Source organism: Pseudonocardia ailaonensis, from assembly GCF_039531635.1.
Lineage (GTDB): Bacteria > Actinomycetota > Actinomycetes > Mycobacteriales > Pseudonocardiaceae > Pseudonocardia > Pseudonocardia ailaonensis.
On sequence record NZ_BAAAQK010000003.1, the window covers coordinates 752891 to 778398 of the forward strand.

The window sequence follows — 25508 nt, forward strand, 5'->3', positions numbered from 1 at the left end:
ACCGTGAGGTCACGCCCGGCTCACCGACCGGCGCGCAGTACCAGCACCGTGATCTCGCTCGGGGCGAAGACCCGCAGGGGCGGGCCCCAGAAGCCGGTACCCCGGCTCGTGTAGAGCTGGGTGCGCTCACCGCGGCGGCTGAGGCCGGCCAGGGCGCGCTGTTCGAGACGGACGATCAGGTGGAAGGGCCAGATCTGGCCGCCATGGGTGTGGCCCGACACCTGCAGGTCGACGCCGGCGGCGACGGCCGCACCAACCTGGCTCGGCTGGTGCGCGAGCAGCAGGACCGGCAGGTCCGGGGCGGCGCCGGTCAGGGCGGCGTCGAGGTCCGGGCCACCCGAGAGGGGACGGCCCCGCCCGGCGGGGTCGTCGACGCCGGCCACGACCAGCTCGTCTCCGCCGCGTTCGACGACGGCATGGGCGTTGACCAGGACCTGCCAGCCGAGGTCGCGCAGGTGCGCGACCCACTGCTCCGCACCGGAGAAGTGCTCGTGGTTGCCGACGATGGAGAACCTGCCCAGCGGGGCGGTCAGCTCGACCATCGGCCGCGCCTGGCCCCCGCGCCGGGCCACGTCGCCGTCCGCGATGTCCCCGGCGTGCACCAGCAGGTCCGGCTCCAGCCCCCGGACCACGGCGGCGACCCGCTCCGACCAGCGGGTCCGGTCGAGCGGGCCGAAGTGGGTGTCCGTCAGGACGACGACGCGGGCGCCGTCGAGCCCGGGGCCGAGACGGTCGAGCACCACCTCGCGCTCACGGACCCGGGGCACCCGCAGGGCCTCGACGAGCCCGTACCCGACGAGCAGCACCCACGCGGCGACGACGGCGTACGCGACGATCCGCTCCCGCCCCGGTGTCCCGGCGACCAGCAGGACGAGCTCCAGGACCAGCCCGAGGACGCTGCAGGCGAACAACAGCCAGGCCAGACCGAGCAGGGTGTCGCCGACGCGCGCCGCGGCGTCGGACCGCCGCCGACCGTGGCCCGCGGCCATCAGCAGGGGCAGGCCCGCGTAGGCGAGCACCGCGAGGACGATCCCGGCGACCCGGACCCCGAGCGGCCAGCCCTGCCCGCCGAGCACCACCGTCCACAGTGGTACCCCGAACAGCAGTGCCGGGACGACCGCGAGGGGGACCAGGAATCCGCGGGGTGGGCCACCGCGGCGCGGCACGGCCGCCGGGTCGTCGGTCGCGCTGGTGTCGTTCGCCGTGCTCACGGGACCAGGATGCCAGGCGCCGGACGGAGCGACGCCGACGAGCGGTGCCCCGAGCTCGGCCCGCACGCGGGGCACCGGCGCTACCGCCTCATCGGGTGGAGACCCGGGATCCGCCGTACGGCCACGTGATGACCGCTGCTCGTGGCCGCGTCGGGTGCGGCGTCACCACCCTCCGATCCAGCCGTCGAAGATCCCGTACGGTTCCGCCTGCGGGTCGGCCGACCGGCCCTGCAGGAAGTCGAAGTCGCAGCCCGAGTCGGCCTGGAGGACCCGCGCCGCGTAGAGCGCGCCGTAGCCGCGCCGGTACGCCGGTCGGGCGAGACCGCTCGCGCGGCGGCGGCGCCGGGCGGCGAGCGTCGTGTCGTCGACCTCCAGATGCAGCACTCCCGCGCGGGCGTCGAGCCGGATCACGTCCCCGTCCTCGACGAGCGCGAGGGGACCCCCGACCGCCGACTCGGGGCTCACGTGCAGGACGGTCGTGCCGTACGCGGTGCCGCTCATCCGGGCGTCCGAGACGCGGACCATGTCCCGGACACCCTCGCGCAGCAGCTTCTGCGGGATCGGCAGCGCACCCCACTCCGGCATCCCGGGGCCCCCCACCGGCCCGGCGTTGCGCAGCACGAGCACCGAGTCCGCGGTGACCGGCAGGTCGGGATCGTCGATCCGCGCGCGCAGGTCGTCCATGTCGTCGAAGACCACAGCCGGCCCGGAGTGGACCAGCAGGGCCTCGCTGGCCGCGCTGCACTTCACCACCGCCCCGCCCGGCGCCAGATTGCCCCGCACCACGGCCAGCCCTCCCGGCGGCTGTACCGGGTCGGCGAGCGGCCGGACCACCTCGCCGTCGACCGCCGGGGCGTCCGCCAGGTTCTCGCCGATCGTCCGGCCGTTCACGGTCAGGGCGCCCGGCTGCAGCAGCGGTGCGAGCTCCCGCAGCACCACCGGCAGCCCCCCGACCTCGAACAGCTGCTCGACGAGGTGCTCCCCCGCCGGCCGGACGTTCGCGATCAGCGGAACCCGGGCGGCGATGTCGTGGAAGTCCTGCAGCCGCAGCGGGATCTCGGCGCGTCCGGCCAGTGCGAGCAGGTGCAGGATCACGTTCGTCGACCCGCCCAGCGCCACCAGCACGACGATCGCGTTGTGGAAGGCCTCGGCCGTCAGGATCCGCGACGGGCGGACCCCCTCCTCGGCCAGCCGCACGGCGGTACGCCCGCAGTCCTCCGCGACCTGGCTCCGCCGGGCGTCCGTGGCCGGGACCGCACTGGCCCCCGGCAGGGTCATACCCAGTGCCTCGACGACCGCCCCGACCGTCGAGGCCGTCCCCATCTCCGGGCAGTGCCCCACCGACGGCCCGGCGGACGCCTCCAGCGCCTCGTACTCGGCCTGCGACATCCGGCCCGCGCGGACGTCGTCGACGTAGCCCCACAGATCGGTGCCGACACCGATCTGACGCCCGCGGAAGGTCGCCGGGTCGGCCGGCCCTCCGGGGACGACGATCGTCGGGACGTCCGCGCTCGCCGCCCCCATGAGCTGTGCCGGCATGGTCTTGTCGCACCCGCCCAGCATGACGACGGCGTCGAACGGGTAGGCGCGCAACGACTCCTCGACGTCCATCGCCATGAGGTTGCGGAAGAGCATGGTGGTGGGCTTCATGAGCTGCTCGCCCAGCGAGATCGTCGGGAACTCCAGCGGCACCCCGCCCGCCTGCAGGATCCCGCGCCGCACGCTGTCGGCGAGCGCCCGCAGGTGCAGGTTGCAGCTGATCAGCTCCGACCAGGAGTTGCAGATCCCGACGACGGGCCGGCCCTCGAAGCTCGCGCGGGAGAAACCGGAGGCCCGCATCGCGGTGCGGTGCACGAAACCGGGGACGTGCTCGCCCGAGAACCACCGGCTGCTGCGCAGCGCGGCCATCAGGCCGCGGGACGCGGCGAGATCGGCACGCCGGGGTCCACGGTGGACGCCAGCTCGCGCAGGATCGCGGCCTGCCGCACCTTGTGCACGATCAGGCGGTCGTGGAACTCGGCGTCGGTGTAGCCGTTGTACATGACCTCCTCGGACTCGCCCGGCTCGATCTTGAAGTAGACCGGTGCGGCGACCCGCGCGATGTCGGCCGCCTCCCACAGGCGGGTCATGCCGCCGAAGGAGTCGAAGGTGATCGCCCAGATGTCCAGCGGCACGGACACCGCGGACCGGATCGCGGCGAGCATCGGCCGGCTGAGGTCGCCGACCGGGTTCACGCTGTCCGCACCCAGCCGTTCCAGCACCCGCACCGATGCCGGGTTCGCGTGGCCGGCGTAGACGGAGACCTTGAAGAAGGCGTCCTCGGGGATGTCGCCGCGCGCGCGGGCCTCGTTCAGCACGTCGAGGACACCCTCGTCGATCACCAGCAGGCCGCGCAGGCCCGCGTCGAAGATCCGCAGGACGTCGTGCAGCAGATAGCGGATGTTGTCCACGCCCCGGATCCGCTTGCCCGAGGTGATCCCCTCGCGGCTGGTCAGCTGGCGGCCGGAGTCCCAGCCCGCGCGCGGGCCGGGGCAGGCGACGACCTCGATGCCGTTCTCGGCCGCGAGCTGCCCGAACGCCCGCAGCTCCCCCTTGTCGAGCAGCGTCGCGCCGCCGCCGAAGGAGATGATCCGGTGGACGAAGACGTCGTGCGCCTTGGCCTCGGTGAGCAGCCTCTCCAGGTTGGACAGCCGTTCCACGCCGGACACCTCGAGCCGGAACCGGCCGCCGTCGGCGAAGGACCGCGGCGAGGTCGGCAGCTCGTAGTCGTCGCCGGTCGGCAGACCCTGCGCCGTCAGGATGGACTCGGGGGTCACGCTCGTGCTCATCTCTCTCCTCGCTGGACGTCCTCGCGGAGCCTGGTGGTCTCCGCCTCGTCGACGCGCCCGGCCACGACGGCGACCGCGTAGACCTCCCGTGCCCGGCCCGGGGTGATCCACCCCTCGGCGACGTCGTGGGCGACCGTCGCGGGGTCCCGTCGGTGGGGGTCGCCGTAGCCCCCACCCCCGCAGCTCTCCGAGACCACGGTCTCGCCGGGCCGCAGCTGCACGAGCCCGCTCGCCGGCAGGTCCTCGACGGTGCCGTCCGCACGCCGCAGCTGCTGACGGGCGGGGGCGCCCGCCCTTCCTCCGCCCGCTCCGCGGGCCGGGTGGACCGCGCCGTCGCTGCCGTAGGTCAGGGTGAGCGGGGCGGTCGTCGGGCCGTACTCCACGAGGGCGCCGGGTGCACCACGGAACTCACCGGCGCCCTCGGTGTCGGGGAGGATGCGCTGCGCGGTCACGAGGATCGGATGGTGGATCTCGTCGATCTCCACGCTGTCCCGCAGCATCATCCCGGCGTTGCCGGCGTGGCCGAAGGTCAGCCAGCCGTCCGCCCACGGGGTGCCCGGGCCGCCGGTCACGCCCGGGAACAGGATCTGGTTGACGAAGGGAGCGCCGGTCCGCGGATCGGCACCCGAGATCACGGCCCAGGCCGGGGGCTGCACGAGCCCCGCCTCGGCCATCCCGACGCCCGGGCCGAGCTCCGCGATCGCCCGTTGCACGAGGTTGGTCACCCGGTCGGCGACGTTCGTGGTCGCCACCGAGCAGCTGGCCGGGTGCCGCGGGATCCCGACGACGCAGTTCTCCCGGAGCAGCACCTCGACGCGGCGCAGGCTGCCCGCGTTGGCCGGCACCGAGGCCGGGAGCGAGTTGAACACCCCGACCAGCGCGGAGCTCGCGGAGGTGCTCTCGGTCAGGTTGAGCCCGCAGGGCTGGCAGTCCGGGTTGTCCCGCAGGTCCACCGTGACCCGGCCGGCGGCGGGATCGACGTCGACGGTCACCGACACCGGCACGCCGTCCGGCACCCCGGGGAAGGGATCGTGCGCCCCGCCGAGGGTGACGCGCCCGCCGGGCAGCTCGCGGATCGCCGCGGCGACCCGCTGCTCGGAGAAGTCGAACCACTCCGCCGCGTACTGCTCGAGCGCGTCCCAGCCGACGTCCGCGGCGAGTCGCTCGACCTCCCGCTCGCCGATCCGGGCCGCTCCGACCATGGCCAGGTAGTCGCCCCACCACTGGTCCGGAACCCGGATCCGCATGCGGCACATGCGGATCACGTCGTCGACGTCGGTGAAGTCGCGCTGCACCCGCACCGCGGGGAAGATCAGCGCGCCCTCCTCGTAGACGTCGGCGGCGGAGGTCGAGTACGTCGTCGGCGTCCCGTTCCCGCAGTCCGCCTGGTGGGCCTTCACCAGCACCGTGAACCGGTGCCGGCCCTCGGGATCGACGACCGGGACGAGGATGCAGTGGTCGGCCGCGTGCGAGTTGCCGTGGTAGGGCGAGTTGTGCAGGTACGCGTCCCCGCGGCGCAGGTCGGGATGCATCTCGGCCGTGTAGGCTGCCATGATGTCCGGCCCCCGCATGACGTGCACCGGCAGCGACTCCGCCGTCGCGACCAGCTGCGCGTCCGCGGTGAGGACGCAGCAGGAGAAGTCGCGCGCGGTGTTGATCACGCCGGACCGCGCGGTGCGTGCGAGCGTGTTGGCCATCGCTCGGACCACCTGCTCGGTCCGGCTGGTGAGGACCGCGAGCTGCAGGCCGTCGAGGGTCCCGGGGGTCATCGGTCGTCTCCGTTCCGTCGCAGGATGAGCGCCCCGGTCGAGGCCCGGGTGGCCGTCGCGTGCGGGTTGACGACCACGACCGTCACCGGTGTCTCGACGATCGCCGGGCCCTCGACGACCTCACCCGGGGCGATGTCGTCGTGCGCCCGCACCACGGCCTGGACCTCGCCGTGCCCGGTGAAGTAGACCGGCCGGGTACGCTGGCCCCGGGGCCGCGCCGGGCCGGCGTCGACCTGGCCGAGCGGGGTGGTGCGCGTCCGGCAGGAGGCCCGGACCCGCCAGCCGACGACCTCGACCACCGATGCGGGATCGCTGATCGCGAAGAGCTTCTCGTGCGTCTTGTGGAAGGCGTCCGCGAGCGCCGCCACGTCGGCGGCCGAGGAGATCCGCAGCGTGGGCAACGGCACCTCGACCTCCCAGACCTGGTGCGGGTAGCGGGCCTCGGCCACGAGCCGGATGTCGGCGAGCTCGTCGGCGACCCCGGTGGAGGCGACGAACTCCCGGGCCCGTTGCACGAGCCCGTCGGTGACGGCGCCGACGCGGGCGAAGTCGAAGTCCTGTGTGGTCGCCGGGCAGGCGGCGGCGAAGTCCGACGAGAGGTCGGAGATCGCGGCTCCCGCCGCGCTGAGCACGCTGCCGGTGTCCGGGATGACGGCCGCGACGCAGCGCAGCCGGGAGGCGATGTCGACCGCGTTGAACCCGCCCGCGCCACCACCCGCGACGAGCACGGCGGCGGCCGGGTCGATGCCCTGCTGCACCGTGGTGTCCTCGATGGCGCGGACCATGTGCTCGGTGGCCAGCCGCATGATCGCGGCGGCCGCATCCGACGTCGAGAATCCCAGCGGCCCGGCGATCTTCTCCTCGATCGCCCGCGTCGCCGCGGCGATGTCGAGGGTGACCCGGCCGCCGAGGAAGTAGTCGGGGTCCAGGTAGCCCAGGACGACCGCGGCGTCGGTGACGGTCGGCTCGGTGCCGCCCTGGCCGTAGCAAACCGGACCGGGGCGGGCCCCGGCGCTGCGCGGCCCGACGGTGAGCAGCCCGGACACGACCGCGGCGATGCTCCCGCCGCCCGCGCCGACGCTCTTGATGTCGACGGACGGCAGCCCGGTCATGTGGCTCAGGTGAGGCGCGCCGAGCCAGGCCTCGCGGGTCGACGAGACGTCGCCGTCGCGGACGACACCGACGTCGTAGCTGGTCCCGCCGGTGTCCGCGACGAGCACGGTCTGGTGCCCGGTCGTCCGGTCGACGACGTCGCGCCCGGCGATCGGCGCCATCGCCGGCCCCGACCCGATGACGTGGACGGGAGCCGCGGCCACGGCGGCCGAGTCCATCACCCCGCCGCCCGAGGTCACGATGAGCAGCCGCCCGGCCAGCCCCTCGGCGGTGAGCCGGCGCTTCATCGCCTCCAGGTACTCGGTCATCAGCGGCTTGAGCGAGGCGTCGAGCACGGTCGAGCAGGCCCGCCGGTACTCGCGGACGATCGGGTTGAGCCGGTGCGAGAGCGTGTACGGGATCCCGGGCGCATGGTCCTCGAGGAGCTCGCCGATCCGCCGCTCGTGGGCCGGGTTGGCGATCGACCACAGCAGGCAGACGGCGACCGCCTCCACCCCGGCCGCGACGATCTCCCGAAGCTGGGCGACCAGCGCCGCCTCGTCGAGCGGGGTGACGACCCCACCGTCCGCCCCGATGCGCTCGGCGACCTCCCAGGTCAGCGCCCGCGGGACCAGCGGGGCCGGGTAGGGGCGGGTGAAGTCGAAGGGATCGACCCGTCCGCCCTCCCGGAACAGCAGGACGTCGGGATGGCCGCGGGTGGTCAGGAAGGCCGTACGGGCGGTGGTGCCGGTGAGGATGGCGTTGAGCGCGCGGGTGGTGCCGTGCACGAAGGTGTCGGTGTCCGCGAGCAGCTCGCGGCGGCCCACACCGGTCTCGGCCGCGGCGAGGTCGACGGCGTCGAGGATGCCGCGGATCGGGTCGTCGAGCACCGTCGGGCTCTTGACGATGTGGACCTGGTCGGTGTGCCGGTCCTCGAGGACGAGGTCGGTGAAGGTGCCGCCCATGTCGGTGGCGATGGTGTACCGGTTCCCGGCCATCAGTGGTCGTCCTCCCGAACGAGGGCGGGGCTGTCAGGGGCGGGGCTGTCAGGGGCGGGGATCTTGCCGAAGTCGAAGCTGATCGTGCGGTGCGGCACGAGGCGGCCACCGGCGAGTCGGCCGAGCACGAGTGCCGCCTGCAGGCCCGAGTACGAGGGCTCCCGTTCGTAGGCCACGCAGACCTCCGTGTTGTCCGGCGGGAGCGGGTCCGCGGTGGTGGCCGGGCCGATCGCGAGACCGCCCCCGAGCCCGCGGCTGGTGACCAGGCTCGCGGTGGGGTCGCCGAGCTCGTCGAGATGGGCGAGCACCCCGCCCTCCTCGGCGTGCAGGAAGGCCTCGACCTCCGCCGGCGTCATCCGGACGTCATGCCTGGGCATCGGGGGCCTCCAGCAGCCTCACCTCGGTGAGCGGGACCCGGAACCAGCGCCGCCGCCCGTCCAGGGACCAGGCGGGATCGCCGGGGTTCGGGGCCGTCACACCGGGGAGCAGATAGGTGGGTTCCACGGTGGCGGGCGGCGGGCCGGCGTCCTCCGGCATCAGCTCGGCCCGCCCGCGCACCACGACCCCGGGCGGGCGCGGTGGCCCCGTCCCGGACCCGACGACCACGACGGCCACCGCCGGGTGCCGGATCATGTTGCGCGCCTTCGCGGACTTCAGGTAGGTGTTCATCCAGAGCCCGTCCTCCCGGTGGAACACCGAGATCGGGTGGACGACGGCGAGCCCCGCCGAGGTCCGGGTCGCGACGAAGCCGCGCGTACCCGCCTGCAGGATCATCTGCGCGCGGTCGGTCATCGGTCCTCCTCCGCCGGACATCACGAGGGCTCGGCGTGCGTCACGGAGTAGGCGGCGAGATCGTCCTCGCGGGTCATCCGGTCGTACTCGACTACCGTGTACGGGCACTGCGTGACGACCCGGCCCGAGGGCGCCCGGTAGTAGCGGCTGCCCTCGACCTGCCACGCCCGGACGGCCCCGATGTCCGCCTGGAGCTGCTCGTTGTACTCGGTCACGGCCTCGGGCCGGACCTCCAGCGTCCGTACCCCGTTCTTCAGCAGGTACGCCGTCTTGCCGACGATGTAGCGGGTCTGGGTCTCGAGCTTGTCGATGATCGACCCGCCGTTCGTGTTGGGGCCGTACAGCATGAAGAGGTTCGGGAAGTTCTCCACCGTCATGCCCAGGTAGGCGTAGGCGCCGTCGGCCCACTGCTCGCGCAGCGCCGCACCGTCCCGCCCGACCACGTCCACGACCGACAGGAACTTGTGCGCCAGGTAGCCGGTGGCGAGCACGATGTGGTCGGCCGGATGCTCCTCGCCGTCGGCGGTGCGGACCCCGGTGGCGGTGATCTCGGCGATGGGGCTGGTCACGAGGGTCACGTCCGCCCGGTTGAAGGCCTCGTAGAACTCCGAGGACAGCAGCGGCCGCTGCGCGCCGAGCTGGGCGGTGGGTCGCAGCGCCTCGCGGGTGGCGGGATCGCGGACGGCCTCCAGGTTCGCGAGGGCGAAGGCCGCCTGCTCGGCGGTCTTGGCCTCGTTGTTCAGGTCGACGAAGAGGTCGTCGAGCTCCCGGGCGGCCTTGGCACGCCCGGCCTCGACGACGGACCGGTCCTCGCGGCGGCTGCGCCGTTGCTCCTCGCTGTAGAGCCCGTGGTCCTTCGGGAACACCCAGTTCGACGTGCGCTGGAAGACCGTCAGGTGACCCGTGTGCGGGGCGATGGTCGGCACGACCTGGGTCGCGCTCGCCGCCGTCCCGATCACCGACACCCGCCGGCCCGCCAGGAAGGCGAGGTCCCCGTCGGGCCACTCGGCGGTGTGCGTGACCGGGCCGGCGAAGGTGTCCAGGCCGGGGATGGCCGGAGGGACGAACTCGTTGAACATGCCCACGGCCCCGACCAGCACCCGGGCGGTCCACCGGTGGCCCCGGGTGTCGAGGACCCTCCAGAGGCCGGCCTCCTCGTCCCACCGGGCGGACACGACCTCGGTGTCCGGCCGGATGGTGTCCCGGACGCCGAAGCGGTCGACCGCCGCCTCCAGGTACTCGACGATCTCCGCCCGGGTGGCGAAGGGCCGCACCCACTCGTGGTCGAGGAAGAAGCTGAAGGAGTACAGGTCCGTGGAGACGTCGCAGGCCAGGCCCGGGTAGCGGTTGTTGAACCACGTGCCGCCGATCCCCGCGGACCGCTCCAGGACGAGGACGTGCTCGATCCCGGCCTGGCGCAGCTGGATCGCGGTGCAGATCCCGCCCGGGCCGGCACCGACGACGATCACGTCTGCGGACGCGTCCCCGGACACCCCGTCGTTCTTCGTTCCCACGAGGGCGCCTCCCGTATCTGTGGACAGTGCAGCGACGCTACCCTTTAGGATTCAGTCTAGTCAAGATTGGATCCTATTCAGGATCTCGTCCCGGACGACCCGTCGCAACAGCTTCCCGGTGTCGGTGTAGGGCAGCAGCTCACGGAACTCGACGACGGCCGGCGCGCACGTCGAGCGCAGCCGTTCGCGGACGTGGGCGCGCAGCTCGTCCACCGTCAGCTCGGCACCGGGCTCCAGCACGATCGCCGCCGCCACGGCCTCGCCCCACTCGGGGTCGGGCACCCCGAAGACGGCCACGTCCGCGACGGCGGAGTGCTCCTGGACGGCCGCTTCGATCTCGCCGGGCGAGAGGTTCTCCCCGCCCCGGACGATCACGTCGTCGAGCCGGCCGAAGACGTGGAGGAAGCCGCCGGCGTCGAGCATCCCGGCGTCCTTGGTGGGGAACCAGCCGTCGGCCCTGGTGGCGCGATGGCCGACGTACTCCCCCGACACCTGCTCCCCGCGCACCCAGATCTCGCCGCGTTCCCCTGCCGGCAGCTCCTCGCCGCCCGCACCGCGGACGGTCACCTCGAGCCCCGGCACCGGCCGGCCCACCGAACCGAGCCGCGCCCGGACCTCCGGATCCGGCGACGCCAGGGCCACCCGATGATCGTCCGGCCCCAGCACCGCGATGGTGCTCGAGGTCTCGGTGAGCCCGTACGCATTGACGAACCCGACGCCGGGGAGCGCCTCCAGCGCACGCCGGACGACGGGCAGCGGCATCGGCCCGCCCCCGTAGGAGAGGGCGCGCAGATCGGGCAGGCCCGCGCCGTCGAGCTCGTCGAGGATCCGGCCCAGCATGGTGGGCACGACCATCGCGTGCGTGATCCGCTCGCGGCGCGCCAGGTCGATCCAGACCCGGGCGTCGAAGGACTCCAGCCGCACGACGCGCCGGCCGGCGAAGAGGTTCGACAGCACCGCCGAGACGCCCGCGACGTGGTACGGCGGGACGCCGACGAGCGCCGCCTCGTCGGGCGCCGCGCCCGCGAACTCGACGGTGGACAGGATGTAGGACACCAGGTTCTGGTGCCGCAGGATCGCGGCCTTCGGCTCGCCGGAGGTTCCGCTGGTGAAGAGCAGGACGGCGATCGCGTCCGGGTCGGCCGGCGCCTCCGCGACGGGCGGCACCCCGGGATCGCCCGCGGCCTCCAGCAGCTCCTGGCGGTACAGCACGGTGATGCCCGGCGGCGCCCCGATCCGGTCGGCGACGGCGTCGTCCCCGACCACGATCGTCGCCGGGGCGAGACGACGGACGACCGCGCGCAGCCGCTCGTCCGTCAACCGGTAGTTGAGCGGTGCGAACGGGACGCCCGCGTAGGCCGCGCCGAGCAACGCCAGCGGGACGGCGTCGGAGTTGAGGTCCACCATGCCCAGCCGCTCGACCGATCGCCCCGCGAGCAGGGTGCCGACCCGTCGGGCGCGCAGGTCCAGTTCCGCGAAGGTCAGCCCGTCGGTCAGGCGGCCCGCCGCGACGCGTCCCCCCATCCCGTCGGCGGCCATCGCCGAGAGCATCGTGATGTTCATGGCCGATCGCAGACGCTTGCTGTATCCATGATTGGCAGTTTAGGATCCAGTTTGACGATAGTCGAGAGTCGATCGGAGGACGACCATGCGGGTCCGAGGGCGCGTCCTGGACACGTCCGAGATCCGTCAGGCCGTAGACTGGATCCATGACGTCCGAGGTGACAGCCACCGACAGCGCCTCCGCCCAGCCCGGGACCCCGCGCCGGGCGGACGAGCACGACCTCGTCGACTCCCTGGTCACCGCACTCCAGGAACGGATCAACTCCGGCGAGATCCCCGCCGGGTCGTGGCTGCGGCAGGAGGCCGTGGCGAAGGAGCTCGGTGTCAGCCGCATGCCCGTGCGGGAGGCGCTGCGCCAGCTCCAGGTGCGGGGCACGGTCGAGCTGATCGCGAACCGCGGTGCCCGGGTCAGGCTGCCCTCGACCCGGGACATCATCGAGGTCTACGAGCTGCACGGGATCCTGCAGGGCCATGCCGGCGCAGCGGCCGCAGAGCTGATCACCACGGACCAGCTCGAGCGGCTGGCGGCAGCCGAGGCGATGTTCCGGGTGGCCGTCGAGGACCTGCGCGCGGCCGACGGCGACACCTCGACGGCCCAGCACCGATGGCACGAGGCAAACACCGACTTCCATCTGGTGATCATCGAGGCGGGCGGCAACAGGCACCTCGCCGAGGTGCTGGAGAACCTGCACCACAAGGTGCCCCGCAACCTGACCTGGATCGCGCTGGGCAACGACGTCCGGCGGCTCGAGAAGGACGCGGCGGAGCACGCCGGCATCCTCGACGCCATCAGCCGCGGAGACGCGACCGCGGCCCGCGACCGACTGACCGAGCACGTCAGGCGTGCCAGCGACCTGCTCGTCCGCACGGTGGACGAGATCGCACAGGACAGCACCCCGCGGCGGAGGTGACCGCTGGTCGTCACCGCCGCACTCCCCCTCGGAGAGGCGAGTCATGACCACACCCCCCTTGCGCCCCGGCGTCCGGCTCCGCAGCCGCACCTGCACGACCGAGGTCGTCGTCGTCCGTCCCGGGGAGGCGTCCGGAACCCTGGAATGCGGAGGCCTGCCCATGACCTCCGACGACGCCCCGGCCGTTGCGACCGTCCCGGCGACCGGCCCGGGCGTCCTGCTCGGCAAGCGCTACACCGACGAGTCCCGCACCCTGGAGGTGCTCGTCACGAAGGCCGGCGCCGGACCGCTGAGCCTCGGCGGCATCGCGCTGAGCCTCAAGGCCGCCAAACCGCTCCCCGCGTCGGACTGAGTCCCGGGGGCGTCCCGGCCTAGACTCGACGTTCCGCGACACCTGCCGAGGGACGACCGATGACGAAGATCCGCAGCAAGCAGCAGCTCGTCGACGCCGCCGCCAAGGTGTTCGAGGAGAAGGGCTATGCGGCCACCCGGATCGAGGACATCGCGGCCGCGCTGGGCGTCATGCAGGGGAGCCTCTACTACCACGTGGGCAGCAAGGCGGCGTTGCACCGCCTCGTGGTCCAGCACCACCTCCGGCAGCTGACCTCGGGGCTCGAGGCGATCGTCGAGTCCCGCGCCGAGCCCGCGGAGAAGCTGCGGCTCGCGATCCTCGGCCACCTCGTCCACGTCGAGCAGCATCTGCTCGAGGCGCCGGACTGGTTCAGCAACCCCACCCGCTCGACGGACATCACCGACGAGGAGACCGCCGAGCACAGGGAGCTGGTGCTGCGGTACCGGGCCGGATGGGCGGCGGTCGTCGAGGAGGCGATCACCCGGGGCGAGATCGTCGCCGGCACGGACGCGACGGCGGTCGCCATCTCCCTGATCAGCATGTGCGACTACGTCTCCTACTGGTTCCGGCGCGACGGCGACAAGCGCATCGAGGAGGTCGCGGCGCTGCAGCACGAGCTCGTCTGGTCCGGGATCGCCGTCCCCCGCGCCGGCTGAACCGACCGGAGCACCGCCCGGCAGGTTCTCGAGCTGGGTTCGGTTTTCTCGCTATGCTGACCCGGTCGCCATCGTGGCGGGGGCAGGGGCAGGGGCGAATGACCAAGATCCGCAGCCGGCAGCAGGTCGTCGACGCGGCCGCCAAGGTGTTCGCCGAGAAGGGCTACGACAACGCCCGGATCGAGGACATCGCCAAGGAGCTCGGCGTCCTCCAGGGCAGCCTGTACTACCACGTCAGCAGCAAGGCGGCACTGCTGCGGCTCGTGACCCGCCAGCAGTTCACCGAGGTCGTGGTGAAGCTGGAGAAGCTCGTGACCGGCCAGGAGCCGCCTCGCGAGAAGCTCAAGAAGGCGATCCTGGCGCAGCACCGCTACGTCGACCGGCACCGGACGGCCTCGCCGCGCTGGTTCACCGAGGCCCACGACCCGCGGCGCACCGAGATCGAGGCCGAGGAGGACACCCGGCTGCTGGCCCGCTACCGCGAGGCCTGGAAGTCCATCCTGAAGGACGGCATCGCCGCCGGTGACATCTCGCCCGGCATCGACCCCACGATCACCGTGCTGACCCTGCTCGGCATGTGCATCTCGCCCGCCGCCTGGCCCCCGCCCGGTCCCGGTCGCTCCCCCGCCACCATGGCCGCCCTCCAGCTCCACATCGCCTGGTCGGGGCTCGCCGCCGGTTCGGCTGCGGACGACGCCGAGGCCGGTCCGGCCTGACCACGGAGCCGGGACCGGCCAGGCCACGCCGTCGGGAGGACGGCCGCGGGACCGTGCCCGGAGCGTGACCTGCGCGGCGCTTGACCCCGAACGTGTCGCGTGCCATATTTCGAAGGCGATTCGAATTGTTGGCCGGTAGGTCCTGCCGTCCGACGCCGGCGAACAGGGCGCACCCACGGATCCGGAGCGCGCCCCGTCGACGGCTGGTTCCGGCGGCCCCACGCGGCAGCCGCTTCGTTCGACCCCTGCACTCCGCGAACGGGCCGCACCGGCCCGTTCCGCACCGTTCGGCACGGTCCCGAGCGGATGCGCCGCCGTGCCCTCGTGGCGGGGCGCGCCGCGTCCCTGGTCCGGCCCGCAGCACGCGGGCCGGACGTCACCCGTCGAGAGGATCAGCATGTCCAGTCATGGCCTCCCCACCTCGAACGATCCCCAGGACGCGCCACCCGCCGTCGCCGCCGGGACGGCGGACGGCGCCGGGTCCCAGGGATCCCTGACCACCCTCGTCCTGCTCGTACTCGGCGTCTTCGCCTATCTCACGATGGAGATGATGGTCGCCCCGATCGTTCCGTTCGTGCAGAAGGAGCTCGGGATCACGGGGTCCCAGAGCGCGTGGATGCTGACCGGGCTGTTGGTCGTCGGCGCGGTCTGTCTCCCGCTCGCGACCCGGTACGCCGACATCGCGGACAAGAAGAAGGTCTTCCTCGTCGTCCTCGGGCTCTCCGGGCTCGGTGCCGTCATCGCCGCCCTCGCCGGCACCGCACCGCTGCTCATCGCCGGGCAGATGCTCCAGGGGGTCGGCGTCGCCGTCGTCCCGATCGCCATCGGCATCATGCGGGACAGCCAGCCGCTGGAGCGGGCACGGACCGCCAACACGATCTTCGTGGTCAGTGGTGGTCTCGGCGCGGCAGTCGCCTACGTCGCGGTCGGCCCGATCGTCACGCACCTGCACTACTCCTACATCTACTGGTTCCCGACGATCGTGATCGCCGCCGTGGTGCTGATCGGTCTACGTGCCCTCCCCACCTGCCCGCCGGTCGTCGGGGGCAAGGTCGACTGGACCGGCGCGCTGATCCTCGGTGCGGCCCTGGTGGCGCTCCTGCTCGGCCTCACCTTCCCCACGACGCTGGGGTGGGGTTCTCCGCTCGTGCTGGGCCTGCTCGTCGCGACGATCCTGCTGCTCGCCCTGTTCGTGGTGGTCGAGCGCCGGCACTCCTCGCCCCTGGTCGATCTGCACGGGCTGGCCGAGCGGGAGATCCGTGGCGTCATGTCGATCAACTTCGCCCACGCGATCGCCACCTTCGTGATGTACGTGATCCTGCCGACCATCGCCCTGCTGCCCGTCGCGATCGGCTACGGAATGGGCGGGGACGCCTCGACCGCAGGCCTCGTCCTGCTGCCGTACGCCCTGCTGGTCGTGGTCGCCGGGCCGACCGCGCAGCGCCTCGAGCCGCTCCTCGGCCGGCGCGGCACCATGATCCTCGGCGCGGTCTTCATCGTCGCCGCCGGTCTGGTCCTGCTGCCGATCGGCAGCGCGCCGTGGACGCCGTACCTGTGCTCGGCGCTGATGGGCCTCGGCCTGGGCATCGGGTTCACCCAGTCGCTCAACACGATCGTCCGGGTGGTGCCCGCCGAACGCGTCGCCAGCGCCAGCGGCGCGGTGTACGTGGTCCGGTCCGTCGGTGGCGTACTGGGCGGCCAGATCGCCGCGGCGATCTTCTCCGGCGGCCTGACCCCGGAGGGTGCGCCGTCCTGGGGCGCGATCCTCGCCAACATCCTGTTCCTCGTCGCGCTGGGCGTCGCGAGCGTGGGCCTGAGCTACCTGCTCGCCGGGCGGCGCTCCGCGCGGACCACCGCCGCGACGCTCACGCCCGCCCAGGCCTGACCTCTTCCGAAGGGACCCTGCCGTGCAGGTTGGAGTGCTGTTCTACGTCACCGGGTACACGATCGACCCGGTGACGCTAGGCCGGGCGGTCGAGGCGGCCGGGTTCGACTCGGTCTGGCTGCCCGACCATCCCGCTCTGCCCGTGAAGACCGATCTGCCGTTCCCGATGACCGGGGGCGACTTCCCGCGGCTCTACGGCGAGATGGCCGACCCGTTCGTGACGATGGGATTCCTCGCCGCCGCCACGACCACGCTCAAGGTGGCGACGGGCGTCTGCGTGGTGCCGGGGCGCCATCCGCTCAACCTCGCCAAGGCGGCGAGCACGGTGGACAACTTCTCCGGCGGCCGGCTGCTGCTGGGCATCGGCGTGGGCTACATGCGCGAGGAGATCGAGCTCTTCGGCGTCGACTTCGACACCCGGTGGTCCTACACCCGGGAGACGATCGACTTCTGCCGCAGACTCTGGAAGGACGGTCAGGCCGACTACGACGGCAAGATCCTCCGGTATCCCGAGGTGATCATCGATCCGCTGCCCGCGCAGCGGCCGGGCCCGCCGGTCGTCATCGGCGGGATGAACACCGAGTACACCTACCGGCGCGTCGCACGCTGGGGGGACGGCTGGCTGGCCACGCTCCCCACGCCCGAGCAGATCGCCGTGGGGCGCAAAGCGATCACCGCGGAGTGCGAGGCGATCGGGCGGGACCCGGCGGAGATCGAGATCTCGGTGCTCACGCACGAGGCGGACCCCGCGCTGCAGGAGGCGTACGCCGAGGCCGGCGCCGACCGGCTCGTCGTGATGCTCTACAACCATCCCGGCCGAGCCGTGACCCCCGACGAGTGGCTGGAGGTCAGCGCGGTCGCCGCGACCTCCCCGGCACCCACCCCCGACGAGACCCTCCGCGCACTGGACCTGGTCCGCACGCGCGCCGGTCTCTGACCCGCACGAGGAGAGGACCACACCGATGCCCGAGGACTTCCTCAAGGACGTGCTGGAGAAGCACGTCGCGGCGGGCTCCGACAACACCGTCTGGTGGGACGAGGCACGCATCCCGCTCCACACCATCGACCAGCGCGTCACGGACGTGATGAGCCTGAAGGGCCGCAAGGCGGTCGTGACCGGCGGCGCGGGGATCAACCTGGGCCAGGCCATCGTCCACCGGCTGGCCGGGCTGGGCGCGGACGTCGCGATCGTCGACATGGAGCCCGCCGCGGCGGCGGCGCTCCAGGAGTCGTGGGGCCGCAAGCCCGGACCGTCGGCCGAGGAGCTGGCCAAGACGGTCTCCGACCGGTGGGACGTCGAGGCGATCGGGATCTACGGCGACGCCCTCGACCACACCGGCATCCGGGCGATCCTGGCCGAGGCGAACGAGCGGCTGGGCCGGATCGACATCCTGGTCAACAGCGCGGTCACGACCTACGTGGGCGAGCTGGCCACGGTGACCCCGGAGCAGATCGACTCCGCGGTCGCGGGGACCCTCGCCGCGCCGATCCACTCGTGCCGGGCGGCGCTGGACTACATGATCCCGCAGGGTTACGGCCGCATCGTCAACATCGGATCGGAGGCCTCCCGGACGGTGCTCCCGGACCTGGGCCTCTACGGCACGCTCAAGGCCGGTGTCGCCGCGTTCAACCGGCACCTCGGCAAGGAGGTGGCCAAGCACGGCGTCTTCGTGAACGGGGTCAACGCCGGCAGCATGTGGGGCCCGGACCGGGAGCTGCTGCCCGACACCTGGCAGACCCTCTACGACCACGGCCGCACGGCGATCCAGCGCTACCAGCTGCCCGAGGAGGTGGCGAACATGGTCGCCTTCCTGGCCTCGGACGCGGCGAGCTCGATCGTGGGCACGACCGTCGACGTCGGGGGCGGGATGTCGCTGTGACGGTTCCGGGCCAGGCCCTCGACGAGCCACGCGGTGGGGAGCTGACACCGGCGCACCTCACTGCGCTCCACCAGCGGATCTGGACGGCGCGCGGCGAGATCGCGGGGCTGCGCCTCGTGGTCGCGCCGTGCCCGTACACGGCCGACGAGCTGGCGCAGCTGGACCGGGCGGGCCGCCGGGTGGGGTACCTGCCGCCCGCGGTCGCCACCCGGGCCACGCGCCACCTGCTCGGGGTGATCTTCCCGGCGATGGACTGCTACAGCCTCCATCCCGACACCGAGGTGGAGAACATCGGTGGCCGGCCCGGCTGGTTCGACTACGAGGCCGCGATCGACGCCCCGTACCCGGGGACCGACGAGGCCGAGCTGCTCGAACAGGTGGGGGCCGAGGGCCGCGAGCTGCTCAGCATGAACCAGTACATCGTCGCCGCCCAGGACAGCAGGCTGTTCACCGGCCACTACCTCGACGAGCGGCGCACGTGGCCCCGGATCGGGATCCGGGTCAGCGGGCGCATCGTCTGCGCGCGATTCGACGGCGACGAGATGGCCGAGGGGCTGGGCGACGAACCACCCGTACCCGGCTCGCTGCTGACGGGGTACGACCTGCACCCAGACTTCCGCGCGCCCTACACGGGCGGTCGTTCGGCCGGGGTCGCCCGCCGCGAGCGCGACGTCGGGTTCCCGCCGGAACCCCCCGCACCGCAGCGCGGGGTCCATCCCTCGCAGGAGGTCGAGCTCGACCTCGACGCGGAGTGGCGGCGCCAGGTCGACGGGCTCGTCGCCGCCGGTTTCGCCGCCGAGCTGGGCATGAGCGGCCCGGACTACGTCGCGTCGCTCCCCCGCTTCGCGGCCCAGCCTGCCGCGTACCGCGGCCGGTTCGACGCTCCCGTCGTCGTCGAGACCCGGATCCCGTGGAGACGCCAGTACGAGCTCACCGGGATCCGGGTCTCGCCGTTCATGGCGTTCTTCCCCGAACCCGTGCCCTGGCACCCGGACTCGGCGCACCGGGAGGCGCCCTACGCGGCCTGGTTCACCAGGTGGGGCCGGCGCTTCCCCGGGCCGACCTCTCCGGACGACGCCCGGGCGGCGCTGGCACCCGACGAGGTCGGCGCGAACCTGCAGGAAGGCGGTGCCGTGCTGCACGCCCACCCCGAGCTGAACCGTACTGCCCGCTTCTTCGATCTCGTCGGCTTCGTCTTCCCGGCCGGCGAGATCGGCGGCGGCGTCGCGTTCGAGCCCATCGAGCGGACGCCCGGGATCTGCCGGTGGCGCGGACGGCCGGAGTTCGCGGCGAACCTGTACCCGTTGGCGTTCAGTGTGTTCCGGCCGCTCGTGCGCGGGCGGGAGGTCTCCGGGTGAGCCGCACCGTGCCGTCGATCTGCCGGGTCTGCATGAACTTCTGCCCGGTCGACGTCGAGATCGCGGACGGCGTCGTGCAGAGCGTCTCGGGAGACCGCACCAACCCGATCTACCGCGGCTACACGTGTGTGAAGGGCCGCACGCAGGCGGCTCGCTACACCAGCCCGGCACGCCTGCTGCACTCGCTGGAGCGCCGTCCGGACGGAACGTTCGTCCCGATCCCGACAGCAGAGGCGATCGGCGCGATCGCGGAGAAGCTGACCGGCATCGTCGACCGCTTCGGGCCCCGTGCCGTCGCGCTGTTCGGCGGCACCTACATGGCCATGGACAGCCCCGTGAACCTGTCGATGATCGACGCCTTCATGACGGCCGTCGGTTCGCCGCTCACCTTCACCACGAGCACGATCGACCAGCCGGGCAAGCCGCTGGCCAAGGGCTTCCACGGGGCCTGGATGGCCCCGAGCCAGGCCTTCGACGACCCGGACGTCGCCCTGCTCGTGGGCAACAACCCGTTCGTGAGCCACCAGGGCCGCAACGGCGCCCCCGCCGACTTCTTCCGCGGGCTCGCCGCACGCGGGGGCCGGTTGATCGTGATCGACCCGCGCCGGACGGAGACCGCGAAACGAGCCACCCTGCACCTGCAGCCGCGCCCGGGTGAGGACGCCACCCTCCTCGCCGGGATGCTGCGGGTCGTCCTCGCGGAGGAGCTCGGCGACGCGGAGTTCGTGGCCGAGAACGTGACCGGGGTCGACGCCCTGCGCGAGGCGGTGGCGCCCTTCACCCCCGATCTCGTTGCCGAGCGCGCCGGCGTCCCCGCCGAGGACGTCGTGGCCGCCGCCCGGATCTTCGCCGGCGCCGGCAAGGGCTACGCCGCGGCGGGGACCGGGCCGAACATGTCCGCCAAGGGCACCCTCGTCGAGTACCTGCTGCTGTGCCTGGACACCCTCTGCGGGCACTGGATGCGTGCCGGTGACCGGGTGCGCAACGCCCTGTCGCTGGTCCCGGCGGTGATTCAGCCGGACAAGGCGCAGGCGCTGTCGCCCTTCCCCGCGTACGGCTACGGCGAGCAGCTGCGGGTGCGCGGCTTGACCATGACGGCGGCGGGTCTGCCCACCGCCGCGATGGCGGACGAGATCCTGCTCCCCGGCGACGGCCAGGTGCGGGCCGTGGTCAGCCTCGGTGGCAACCCGGCGGCGTGCGTGCCGGACCAGCTGAAGATGGTCGAGGCGCTGCGCTCGCTGGACCTGCTGGTGCAGGTGGACATCCAGATGTCGCCCACCGCCGCGCTCGCCGACTACGTCATCGCCACCACGCTGCCCTTCGAGATGCCGGGCACGAACCTGATGGTGGACTTCCTGCCCCTGTACGCCAACGGCGTCGGCCTGCCGGAGTCCTACGCGCACTACACCCCGGCGATCGTCGACCCACCGGCCGGCTCGGACGTCATCGAGCAGTGGCGCCTGCTCCACCGGCTCGCGGGCCGGATGGGCCTGCAGCTCGAGCTGTACCCCGCGCTCGGGGAGGTGATCCACATCGAGGGCAGCGTCCCGCTCGTGCCGGACATGTCACGGGACCCGGACATCGACGAGCTGCTGGAGCACATCCACACGGGCTCGCGCATCCCGCTGGCGGAGATCCGACGGCATCCGCGCGGCGCGCTGTTCCCGGACCCGCCCGTGCACGTCAAGCCCCGCGATCCCGGCTGGGAGGGCCGGCTCGAGGTCGGCAACGCGGTGATGATGGCCGATCTGCAGGCCGAGCTGACCGCCGCGGACGATCCCGGCGACTACCCGTTCCGGCTGGTCTCGCGCCGCCTGATGCACGTCATGAACGCCCCGACCTACGCCGTGCCCGCGGGGCGGAGCCGCCACAATCCGGCGTTCCTGCATTCCGGTGACCTCGCCGGGCTCGGCATCGAGGCGGGCGACGTCGTCGAGATCCGCTCGGACCGGGCCGCGATCCTCGCCGTGGCGGAGGCGGACGACACCGTCCGGCCGGGGACGGTGTCGCTCAGCCATTCCTTCGGCGACCTGCCGGGCCACGACGAGGACGTCCGGGCACTGGGCTCGAACCCGGGCCGGCTCATCGCGGACGACGGCGTGTTCGACCGCTTCTCGGGCCAGCCGCGGATGAGCAACGTCCCGGTCGCGGTCGGTCCCGCTCCGCGCGGCCGGCGCTGACCGTCGCACCTCCGGCCGGTCAGGACGGCCGGAGGATCCGCCGCAGCCAGTCCGTGCGCCGTTCCGTGGCGGCCACCGAGAGGGCGGCGGCGGGGGCCAGGATCTCGAAGCAGTGATACGCGCCCGGCCAGACATGCAGCTCGGCCGCGCCGCCCGCCTGCCAGATCCTGGTGGCGTAGTCGACGGCCTCGTCCCGGAACGTGTCGACCGAGCCCACGTCGACGAAGGCCGGCGGGAGCCCGCTCAGGTCCCCGGCCCGCGACGGGGCGGAGTACGGCGAGACCGTGGGGCCGCCCCGGCGCGCCCCGAGCCGGGCCTCCCACGCTGTGCGGTTGGCGGTCCGGTCCCAGACACCCACGCCGTCGAGCTGGCGGCTCGCGGGGGTGAGCTCGCGGTCGTCGAGCATGGGGCACAGCAGGAGCTGCCCTGCGGCCCGGGGGCCACCGCGGTCCCGGGCCAGCAGGGCGGTCCCGGCGGCGAGCCCCGCGCCGGCGCTGTGCCCGGCGAGGACCAGCCGGGAACCGTCCACACCGAGCTCGTCGGCGTGGACGGCCAGCCAGGCCAGCCCCGCGTAGCAGTCCTCCACGGCAGCGGGATCGGGGTGGGCCGGCGCCAGCCGGTAGTCGACGGACACGACCGGCACCCCGAACCGGACGGCCCACGGCAGCACCAGGTCGAGACCGAAGCGGAAGTCGCCGAGCACGACCCCGCCGCCGTGGATCCAGTAGACCGCAGGCGATGCGGTGCGGACGGTCGGCGGCTCGGCCACGAGGAGTCGCAGGTCCGGGGCCCCCGCCCGCGAGACGGTGACGGTCCGGACCGCGACCCCGTGGGTGGCGGCGATCGCGGTGAGCGACGGGGCGGACGCCGATGCGGACTCCCGCAACCCGGCCAGCATCTCCGGGGTGACCGTCGTCGGGACGTCCTCGGCGGCGGCGAGCGCGGCGGCGAGCTCCGGATCGAACGGCGGACGGATCGGTGAGAGATCGGTACCCGTCATCTCAGGCCCCGAGCAGCAGGACTTCGCCGATCACGGCGACCAGCGCGATCTCGGCCCCGGCGACCTGGTTCGCCGCGCTCTCCCCGCGGAGCTGGCGCACGGCCTGGACGACCCGCTGCAGTCGCTGGGACTCGCCGGTGTGCGAGTGCGACATCGTCCCGCCGTCGGTGACGATCGGATAGCGGCCGGTCGCCTCGATCGCGTCCCCGGCGACGAGATCGGGACCCTCGCCGACGTCGCAGTACCGCAGGGCCTCGAAGTACCGGACGATCTCCCACGAGAAGTTGTCGTAGAGCTCGAAGACGTCCACGTCCTCGCGGCCGATCCCGGCCTGCGCGAACGCGGCGTCCCCGGCCTTGCGGCCCCACATCGCGACCCGGTCGTAGGTCGGTGGGTGGGTGTAGGTCGGCCCCCAGCTGTCCCAGGCCCCGCCGAGCACGCGCACGGCGTGCACGTCGAGATCGGCGGCACGCTCCGCGGTCGTCAGCACCAGCGCCGAACCGCCCTCGCTGGTCGTGGCGCAGTCCAGCAGGTGGTAGGGATCGGCGATCATCCGCGACGCCAGGACGTCCTCGGCCGTGTAGGGGCCGCGACCGTGGTACACGGCTTCGGGGTTGCGGGAGCCGTTGTTGCGGATGACCGCGGCGACGTGCGCGATCTTCTCCCGCGGGACCGCGAAGCGGTGCAGGTACTGCTGTGCCGCCAGCGCCCACTCCGCCGGGGTCATCAGGCCCCAGCACTCGATGAACTCGTGTGCCGGCCGCGCCCATGGGGCGACCGCGGACCGGTCCGTGTAGACCCCGGCCTGTCCGCCCGCGAGCACGACGGTGTCGCACGCCCCGGCCTCGATCGCGGCTGCCGCCTCGACGACCGCGGCCGGACCGGGCACCTGCGCACCGGTCCAGAAGCGCGCGATGCCGAGCGCGTACCCGAACGCGTCGGCGCCGCCGCGGTACTGCAGGCCCGACAGCACGGTCAGCCCGTCGATCTCGGCGACGGTCAGGCCCGCGTCGTCGAGCGCCCCGGTGATCGCGGCCAGCGTGACCGACTCCGAGGTCTGACCCTCGAGCACCCGTGCCTGAGGTGTGTTGTACACCCCGGCCACGACGACCTCGCGGCGCTTCACGCGGCGATCCCGAAGCAGGGCAACGTGATCGCCTCGGTCACCGGGGTGAACCGCACCCGCACGGGCGCGCCGATCGCGACCGCGTCGGGGGCCGCGTCGACGATGTTCGTGAGCATCTCGTAGCCCTCGTCGAGGCGGACGACGGCGACGACGTACGGCACCTCGAACGCCGGCGTCTGGGGGCGCCACACGACCGTGAAGGTCAGGACACTCCCGGTACCCGCGGACTCCACCCAGGTCAGGGCATCGGCGTGGCACTCCCGGCAGAACTCCTGCGGGGTGAAGACATGGGTCCCGCACTTGTCGCAGCGCTGGACCAGCAGGCGGTTCTCCCGGCATCCGGCCCAGAAGGGCGCGGTGAGCGGCGACGGATGCGGGACCGGTCTGTCCGGCACGGTCACGCCGTGTCCAGCGGGCGGCCGTCGGCGTCGAGGTGCTCGTCGAAGGGCAGCTGGTAGAGACGGATGGCGTTGCCCCGCACGATGCGGTAGGTGGTCACCGGATCGACACCGGCGAACTGGTCCGCGAGGTGGCTGCGCGTGTGCGGGAACGGCCCGTCGCTGTGGGGGAAGTCCACCTCGAACATCAGGTTGCCCACGCCGATGTGCTCCGCGCTGGCGATCGCGTGCTTGTCCGCGAAGATGCAGCCCCACATGTTGCGCCGCACGTAGGTGGAGGGCTTCTCCTTCAGCTTCTCGTCGCCCAGCGCCCAGGTGTGGTGCGCGTACGCGTGGTCCATCCGCTCCATGGCGTACGGGATCCAGCCGGCCTGGCCCTCGGAGTAGGCGAGCTTGAGGTTCGGGAACCGGTCGAGCACGCCCGAGAACACGAAGTCCGCCATGGACGCGTACGAGTTCGCGAACTGCATGACCGGCAGGAGGAGCAGGGGTGCCTGCGGCGGCAGCGGCATCAGCAGCGACGACGAGCCGATGTGCATGCACACCACCGTCTCGGTCTCCTGGCACGCGGCGAAGAAGGGATCCCAGTTGCCGTGGTGGATGCTCGGGTAGCCCAGGTGCCCGACGACCTCGCTGAAGGCCACCGCGTGCACCCCCCGGGCGGCGTTGCGCCGCACCTCGGCCGCGGCCAGCCCGGCGTCCCAGAGCGGGACGACGGGGACCGGGACCAGCCGTCCGCCCGAGTCGCCACCCCACTCCTCGACCTGCCAGTCGTTGTAGGCGCGGATCAGCGCCACGCCCAGGTCGCGGTCGTTCTCGGTCTCCTCGCTGAAGGCCTGCCCGCAGAACCGCGGGAACGAGGGGAACCCGAGCGACGCCTCGACCCCCTGCTCGTCCATCGCCTTCATCCGCGCCTGCGGGTCGTAGCAGGCCGGGTCCATCTCGTCGAAGGTGACGGGCTCCTTGTCCCGCATCTCGGAGGAGGTGTGGACGCCGTCGAGCACGACCACGGCACGGCGCGGCACGTAGACGGACCTGCCGAAGACCCAGACGTCGCTCGGTATCCCGTCGGGGTCCTCCTCGAAGCCGAACAGATCGGTGTCCATGCTGACCGTCCGGCGTTCCACGCGGGGTGCTCCGTAGTGGAACTTCTTCGGCAACCACTGTTCGAAGAGGTGCGCGGGCTCCACCAGGTGGTCGTCCACGGAAATGATCTGGGGAAGTTCTGGTGCGGTCATCGGTTCCTCACCCTCGGGTAGTGGTGGTGTCGGTCAGCGCG

22 protein-coding genes are annotated in these 25508 nt (G+C 72.8%); 9 read left to right on the forward strand and 13 right to left on the reverse strand.

The window, feature by feature from the left end; genetic code table 11:
- Nucleotides 1-20: 20 nt before the first annotated feature.
- The 9 genes from ABD324_RS06240 to ABD324_RS06280 all read right to left on the reverse strand — a co-directional run bounded on the left by ABD324_RS06240 (nt 21) and on the right by ABD324_RS06280 (nt 11767).
- Nucleotides 21-1211, reverse strand: coding sequence for a metallophosphoesterase (locus tag ABD324_RS06240; RefSeq protein WP_344413285.1), 1191 nt, complete (start codon nt 1209-1211; stop codon nt 21-23).
- Between the two features lie 162 nt (nt 1212-1373).
- Complete coding sequence (locus tag ABD324_RS06245) at nt 1374-3119, reverse strand: dihydroxy-acid dehydratase (protein WP_344413287.1); 1746 nt, start codon at nt 3117-3119, stop codon at nt 1374-1376.
- On the reverse strand, nt 3119-4039 hold the full coding sequence (locus ABD324_RS06250; protein ID WP_344413289.1) for a hypothetical protein: 921 nt from the start codon (nt 4037-4039) through the stop codon (nt 3119-3121). Before ABD324_RS06250 ends, ABD324_RS06245 begins: the two co-directional genes overlap by 1 nt.
- On the reverse strand, nt 4036-5808 hold the full coding sequence (locus tag ABD324_RS06255; protein ID WP_344413291.1) for a hydantoinase B/oxoprolinase family protein: 1773 nt from the start codon (nt 5806-5808) through the stop codon (nt 4036-4038). Before ABD324_RS06255 ends, ABD324_RS06250 begins: the two co-directional genes overlap by 4 nt.
- Nucleotides 5805-7898, reverse strand: a complete 2094-nt coding sequence (locus ABD324_RS06260) for a hydantoinase/oxoprolinase family protein (protein WP_344413293.1) — start codon at nt 7896-7898, stop codon at nt 5805-5807. Before ABD324_RS06260 ends, ABD324_RS06255 begins: the two co-directional genes overlap by 4 nt.
- On the reverse strand, nt 7898-8275 hold the full coding sequence (locus tag ABD324_RS06265; RefSeq protein WP_344413295.1) for a hypothetical protein: 378 nt from the start codon (nt 8273-8275) through the stop codon (nt 7898-7900). The genes ABD324_RS06260 and ABD324_RS06265 overlap by 1 nt, the downstream gene beginning before the upstream one ends.
- Nucleotides 8262-8690: a pyridoxamine 5'-phosphate oxidase family protein gene (locus ABD324_RS06270; protein ID WP_344413297.1), complete on the reverse strand. Its 429-nt coding sequence runs from the start codon at nt 8688-8690 to the stop codon at nt 8262-8264. Before ABD324_RS06270 ends, ABD324_RS06265 begins: the two co-directional genes overlap by 14 nt.
- Before the next feature lie 20 nt (nt 8691-8710).
- Nucleotides 8711-10204, reverse strand: a complete 1494-nt coding sequence (locus ABD324_RS06275; protein WP_344413299.1) for a flavin-containing monooxygenase — start codon at nt 10202-10204, stop codon at nt 8711-8713.
- A gap of 60 nt (nt 10205-10264) precedes the next feature.
- Nucleotides 10265-11767: a class I adenylate-forming enzyme family protein gene (locus ABD324_RS06280; protein WP_344413301.1), complete on the reverse strand. Its 1503-nt coding sequence runs from the start codon at nt 11765-11767 to the stop codon at nt 10265-10267.
- Nucleotides 11768-11913: 146 nt separating this feature from the next.
- On the opposite strand from ABD324_RS06280, the gene ABD324_RS06285 reads away from it, so the two are divergent.
- The 9 genes from ABD324_RS06285 to ABD324_RS06325 all read left to right on the forward strand — a co-directional run bounded on the left by ABD324_RS06285 (nt 11914) and on the right by ABD324_RS06325 (nt 21705).
- Complete coding sequence (locus tag ABD324_RS06285) at nt 11914-12678, forward strand: GntR family transcriptional regulator (RefSeq protein ID WP_344413303.1); 765 nt, start codon at nt 11914-11916, stop codon at nt 12676-12678.
- A gap of 43 nt (nt 12679-12721) precedes the next feature.
- Nucleotides 12722-13030: a hypothetical protein gene (locus tag ABD324_RS06290; protein ID WP_344413305.1), complete on the forward strand. Its 309-nt coding sequence runs from the start codon at nt 12722-12724 to the stop codon at nt 13028-13030.
- A gap of 59 nt (nt 13031-13089) precedes the next feature.
- Nucleotides 13090-13686 (forward strand): TetR/AcrR family transcriptional regulator, encoded by a 597-nt coding sequence (locus ABD324_RS06295; RefSeq protein WP_344413307.1) that lies wholly within the window; start codon nt 13090-13092, stop codon nt 13684-13686.
- A 98-nt stretch (nt 13687-13784) separates the two neighbouring features.
- The gene (locus tag ABD324_RS06300; protein ID WP_344413309.1) at nt 13785-14402 is read left to right on the forward strand and encodes a TetR/AcrR family transcriptional regulator; all 618 of its coding nucleotides are present in this window, start codon (nt 13785-13787) and stop codon (nt 14400-14402) included.
- Nucleotides 14403-14799: 397 nt separating this feature from the next.
- Complete coding sequence (locus tag ABD324_RS06305) at nt 14800-16287, forward strand: MFS transporter (RefSeq protein ID WP_344413311.1); 1488 nt, start codon at nt 14800-14802, stop codon at nt 16285-16287.
- Nucleotides 16288-16309: 22 nt separating this feature from the next.
- The gene (locus ABD324_RS06310; protein ID WP_344413313.1) at nt 16310-17224 is read left to right on the forward strand and encodes an LLM class F420-dependent oxidoreductase; all 915 of its coding nucleotides are present in this window, start codon (nt 16310-16312) and stop codon (nt 17222-17224) included.
- Between the two features lie 25 nt (nt 17225-17249).
- Nucleotides 17250-18167, forward strand: coding sequence for an SDR family NAD(P)-dependent oxidoreductase (locus tag ABD324_RS06315; protein ID WP_344413315.1), 918 nt, complete (start codon nt 17250-17252; stop codon nt 18165-18167).
- Nucleotides 18164-19525: a hypothetical protein gene (locus tag ABD324_RS06320; RefSeq protein ID WP_344413317.1), complete on the forward strand. Its 1362-nt coding sequence runs from the start codon at nt 18164-18166 to the stop codon at nt 19523-19525. Before ABD324_RS06315 ends, ABD324_RS06320 begins: the two co-directional genes overlap by 4 nt.
- Nucleotides 19522-21705: a molybdopterin-containing oxidoreductase family protein gene (locus ABD324_RS06325; protein ID WP_344413319.1), complete on the forward strand. Its 2184-nt coding sequence runs from the start codon at nt 19522-19524 to the stop codon at nt 21703-21705. Before ABD324_RS06320 ends, ABD324_RS06325 begins: the two co-directional genes overlap by 4 nt.
- Before the next feature lie 19 nt (nt 21706-21724).
- Here ABD324_RS06325 and ABD324_RS06330 read toward each other — a convergent pair whose 3' ends face one another.
- The 4 genes from ABD324_RS06330 to ABD324_RS06345 are packed head-to-tail and all read right to left on the reverse strand — an operon-like array spanning nt 21725 to nt 25467.
- A complete protein-coding gene (locus ABD324_RS06330) occupies nt 21725-22705 on the reverse strand; it encodes an alpha/beta hydrolase (protein WP_344413321.1) in 981 nt (326 codons plus the stop codon).
- Between the two features lies 1 nt (nt 22706).
- The gene (locus ABD324_RS06335; RefSeq protein ID WP_344413323.1) at nt 22707-23831 is read right to left on the reverse strand and encodes a thiolase family protein; all 1125 of its coding nucleotides are present in this window, start codon (nt 23829-23831) and stop codon (nt 22707-22709) included.
- Nucleotides 23828-24232 carry a Zn-ribbon domain-containing OB-fold protein gene (locus tag ABD324_RS06340; protein ID WP_344413326.1) on the reverse strand — a complete coding sequence of 135 codons (405 nt, stop codon included), beginning with the start codon at nt 24230-24232 and terminating at the stop codon, nt 23828-23830. Before ABD324_RS06340 ends, ABD324_RS06335 begins: the two co-directional genes overlap by 4 nt.
- Nucleotides 24229-25467, reverse strand: a complete 1239-nt coding sequence (locus ABD324_RS06345; RefSeq protein ID WP_344413328.1) for an amidohydrolase family protein — start codon at nt 25465-25467, stop codon at nt 24229-24231. Before ABD324_RS06345 ends, ABD324_RS06340 begins: the two co-directional genes overlap by 4 nt.
- Nucleotides 25468-25508 lie beyond the last annotated feature (41 nt).

Coding starts and splice junctions, on each gene's coding strand:
- ABD324_RS06295 (WP_344413307.1), top strand. CDS start 13,090: ATGACGAAGATCCGCAGCAAGCAGCAGCTCGTCGACGCCGCCGCCAAG.
- ABD324_RS06270 (WP_344413297.1), bottom strand. CDS start 8,690: ATGACCGACCGCGCGCAGATGATCCTGCAGGCGGGTACGCGCGGCTTC.
- ABD324_RS06315 (WP_344413315.1), top strand. CDS start 17,250: ATGCCCGAGGACTTCCTCAAGGACGTGCTGGAGAAGCACGTCGCGGCG.
- ABD324_RS06285 (WP_344413303.1), top strand. CDS start 11,914: ATGACGTCCGAGGTGACAGCCACCGACAGCGCCTCCGCCCAGCCCGGG.
- ABD324_RS06280 (WP_344413301.1), bottom strand. CDS start 11,767: ATGAACATCACGATGCTCTCGGCGATGGCCGCCGACGGGATGGGGGGA.
- ABD324_RS06345 (WP_344413328.1), bottom strand. CDS start 25,467: ATGACCGCACCAGAACTTCCCCAGATCATTTCCGTGGACGACCACCTG.
- ABD324_RS06260 (WP_344413293.1), bottom strand. CDS start 7,898: ATGGCCGGGAACCGGTACACCATCGCCACCGACATGGGCGGCACCTTC.
- ABD324_RS06300 (WP_344413309.1), top strand. CDS start 13,785: ATGACCAAGATCCGCAGCCGGCAGCAGGTCGTCGACGCGGCCGCCAAG.
- ABD324_RS06330 (WP_344413321.1), bottom strand. CDS start 22,705: ATGACGGGTACCGATCTCTCACCGATCCGTCCGCCGTTCGATCCGGAG.
- ABD324_RS06255 (WP_344413291.1), bottom strand. CDS start 5,808: ATGACCCCCGGGACCCTCGACGGCCTGCAGCTCGCGGTCCTCACCAGC.
- ABD324_RS06250 (WP_344413289.1), bottom strand. CDS start 4,039: ATGAGCACGAGCGTGACCCCCGAGTCCATCCTGACGGCGCAGGGTCTG.
- ABD324_RS06305 (WP_344413311.1), top strand. CDS start 14,800: ATGTCCAGTCATGGCCTCCCCACCTCGAACGATCCCCAGGACGCGCCA.
- ABD324_RS06290 (WP_344413305.1), top strand. CDS start 12,722: ATGACCACACCCCCCTTGCGCCCCGGCGTCCGGCTCCGCAGCCGCACC.
- ABD324_RS06265 (WP_344413295.1), bottom strand. CDS start 8,275: ATGCCCAGGCATGACGTCCGGATGACGCCGGCGGAGGTCGAGGCCTTC.
- ABD324_RS06245 (WP_344413287.1), bottom strand. CDS start 3,119: ATGGCCGCGCTGCGCAGCAGCCGGTGGTTCTCGGGCGAGCACGTCCCC.